This is a genomic window from Nocardiopsis sp. NPDC055824 (assembly GCF_053616335.1).
Window position 1 is genome coordinate 1 of the sequence record NZ_JBSHDN010000359.1, and the last position, 3,286, is coordinate 3,286.

A 3,286-nucleotide genomic window follows, 5' to 3' on the forward strand; every position below is an offset into this window, starting at 1 on the left:
GAGCCTCCCCTCCCCGCGCCCCGACCCCGGTCCGGACCTGCCGGACCCGGGCCTCCTACTCCTCGTGGCCGGCGGCCGCGGACGCCTTGCGCTTGCGGGCGAAGTACAGGCCCGCGCCGCCCGCGCCGATCGCGGCGACCGCGGCGGCGACGAGGCCGCCCAGAGCGGTACCGGTCACGGCGAGCTGCTCGTCGGCCTGCGGCTCGGGGGTGGCGGGCCGGTCGCCGCTGACGCTGGAGTCGTCCTCGCCCCTGTCCTCCTCACGGGGCGCCTCCGGAACGGTGGGCTCCTCCTCGGGGGCCTCGGGCTCCTCGGGGGTCTCGCCACCCGGCTCCTCGGGCTCCTCGGGGGTCTCGGGGTCGGGGTCCCCGCCCTCGGAGATGGTCTCCATGCAGGCGGACTGGGCGAGGCCGAGCACGGAGACGGCGTTGCCGCAGATGTCGACGGCGGCGTCGACGGGGACGAGCACCTGGTTGCCGCTGGCCACACCGCCCGCGCCGCTGGTGGAGGGTCCGCCCTCGTTCTCGGGGGAGGCCTGGATGATGTTGATGATGGTGGTGCACTTGGCACTGGAGCCGCCCAGGACGGCCACCGAGTTGCCGCAGACGTTGATGGCCGCGTCGACGGGGACGATGATCTGGTTTCCGCTGGCCACCCCGCCGGAGCCGTCCGTGAGGGCACGGGGCGCGTCGGCGCTCTCCTGCTCCAGGACCTCGACGACCTCCAGGCACTCGGCCTCGGAGATGCCGCCGACGGCGACGGAGTTCCCGCACGCGTCGACGGCGGCGTCGACGGGGACGATGATCTGGTTGCCGCTGGCGATGCCGCCGGCGCCGCTGGTGGCGGCCCCGCCCTGGCCGCTGACCTCGTAGAGGACCTCCGAGACCCGGGTGCACTTGGCCGAGGAGATGCCGAGCACCGCGAGCGAGTTGCCGCACAGATCGGCCTCGATGTCCACGGGGACGACGATCTGGTTGCCGCTGCCGATGCCGCCGGAGCCGTCGGTGGTGGTGTCGGCGAAGGCCGCCGTGACGGGGGCGATGACCAGCCCGGCGGTCATCACGGTGGCGAAGGAGTAACGGAGTGTGTTGCGCATGTGCGGCTAGGACCTTTCACGGAGACAGCCTGGGTTGCGCCGGTCGTGGCGCTGGTGGTCGTGGGCGGACCGGGTGTCCGCGTCGCGGCGGAGCACTCGTGCGGTCCCGCTGCCACGACCGTGCGGGTCCGTCACCGGCGAGCGGTGGAACGGCGGGGTGACCCGCGCACGTGGGAGTCGTGGTCCGGCGTTCTCCGAAGTGGTTTTCCGGGGACGAACCGCCGACGGACCGAAACGTTAGCAAGCCACTGCGGGCTCGCACGCGTTTTCAGGCAATGTCCGCCATCGCCATAAATACCCTCCGCTCACAGTATGTCACTCTGAGAGATATCAGCTGCTCGCAGGCGTGGGGACGACTACTCAGGGTACACACAAAACAACAGAGAGCCATGAAAGATGATGAATTTTTTTCAGGTAAACCCCCGTACGTAATCCACTAAGCACCTTCGTTGATTAGTTTGACCGGTCTTCGAGTACGCCTTATACCCCAAGGCACCCCCTTGCGCCCCATGAGAACAATGCGGCGTTGGAGAGAAAAGAGCGGATAGACGTGCGCGACGCACGGAACTCCCGGAGACGGAAGGACCCTTCGCACGACACCCCCACCCCCTCCGATGCCGGCGCCAAGGAAAGAGAAAAAGGAACTCACAGCAGCCGAAATGATGCTTTCGCTGCCCCAATACGACCTCTACCGCAACTCAGGAAACTCTCACCCCACTCACGGCGGCCTCGACCGAACCCGCTGGCCATGAGCGTGCGATCGACGGCGGGCGGCCGAAAACCGACCGGAATACAGCCGATGTCGTACCGACGAAAAAGGGACCGCCGGCCCTACTCTGAGCACTGCCGGTGATCACCGGTGACGGGTCGGCACGCCCATGTCCGCCAATCCGTTCATGAAGGCCAACTGGAAACGCATGATGTGCGTCCTCTTTTCAGGACATGCCCTCCGTTTCCCCCGCCCCCACTGGAGCATGCAATGCAGTCCGTACCCCCGTGCCCCCGCACGCGCACGCGCACGCGCACGCGCACGACACTGTCGGCCGGCGCCGCGACACTCGCCCTCCTCCTGGCCGCGACCGCCTGCTCCTCGGGGGGTGACGGGCAGACGCAAGAGGTGGAGGGCGCGGTCGCCCCCGGGGCGGAGGCCTCCGCCCCGCCCTCCCCCGACACGGAGTCCGAGTCCTCCCACGAGCCGTTCACCATCGCCTTCGGCGGCGACGTCATGTTCGAGGGGATGCTCGAACCCCGCCTGGCCGACCCCGCCACCGCGCTCGGCCCCGTCTCCGCGCAGCTCTCCGCCGCCGACCTGGCCATGGTCAACCTGGAGACCGCCGTCACCGAGGGCGGCACCCCCGCCCCCGACAAGGAGTTCCTGTTCCGCTCGCCCCCGAGCGCCCTGGAGGCCCTGGCCGCCGGAGGCGTGGACGTGGCCACCGTCGCCAACAACCACGGCATGGACTACGGCACGGACGGACTGATCGACACGCTGGAGAACGGCGAGGCCTCCGGTGTCACGCTGGTCGGCGCGGGCCGCGACGCCGACGAGGCGTACACACCCCATGTGGCCGAGGTCAACGGCCAGAGCGTGGCCCTGTTCGGCGCCACCGACGTCATGGACGACCACCTCGTGGCGGAGTGGACCGCGGGTGAGGGCAAGCCCGGCATGGCCTCCACCAAGAACGAGATGCGGGAGCGGATGCTCGACGCGGTCTCCGGGGCCGCGGCCGAGCACGACAACGTCGTGGTCTTCCTCCACTGGGGCCTGGAGGGCGCGCACTGCCCGCTGCCGCACGCGCCCTCCCTCGCCGAGGAGCTGGTCTCGGCCGGGGCGACCGCCGTGGTCGGCGGCCACGCGCACGTCCTGTCCCCGGGCGGGTTCACCGGCGACTCCTACGTGCACTACGGGCTGGGCAACTTCGTGTTCTACAACGTCGAGGGGCCCACCGCCGAGACGGGGGTGCTCACCCTCACCTTCGACCGGGGCAGTGTGACCGGGGCGGACTGGGCGCCGGCGCGGATCCAGGGCGGCGTGCCCGTCCCCTACGAGGACGAGGCCGCGGGTCAGGCCGCCCAGACGTGGCTCGACATGCGCGCCGGGTGCGGGCTGCCCCTGACCGACTCCCCCGCCTAGCGGACCGGACGGGCGTCCGCCCCCCTCCGGCGGGGCGGGGGCCCGTCGGCGGGCCC

The 3,286-nt window shown here is 70.7% G+C and carries 2 protein-coding genes; one reads left to right on the top strand and one right to left on the bottom strand.

The genetic code is table 11. From position 1 onward, the window contains the following. Positions 1-55: 55 nt before the first annotated feature. Positions 56-1,096, bottom strand: coding sequence for a chaplin family protein (locus ACWGL3_RS31740; protein ID WP_267947495.1), 1,041 nt, complete (start codon positions 1,094-1,096; stop codon positions 56-58). A 979-nt stretch (positions 1,097-2,075) separates the two neighbouring features. On the opposite strand from ACWGL3_RS31740, the gene ACWGL3_RS31745 reads away from it, so the two are divergent. Then, positions 2,076-3,230 carry a CapA family protein gene (locus ACWGL3_RS31745; RefSeq protein ID WP_267947494.1) on the top strand — a complete coding sequence of 385 codons (1,155 nt, stop codon included), beginning with the start codon at positions 2,076-2,078 and terminating at the stop codon, positions 3,228-3,230. Positions 3,231-3,286 lie beyond the last annotated feature (56 nt).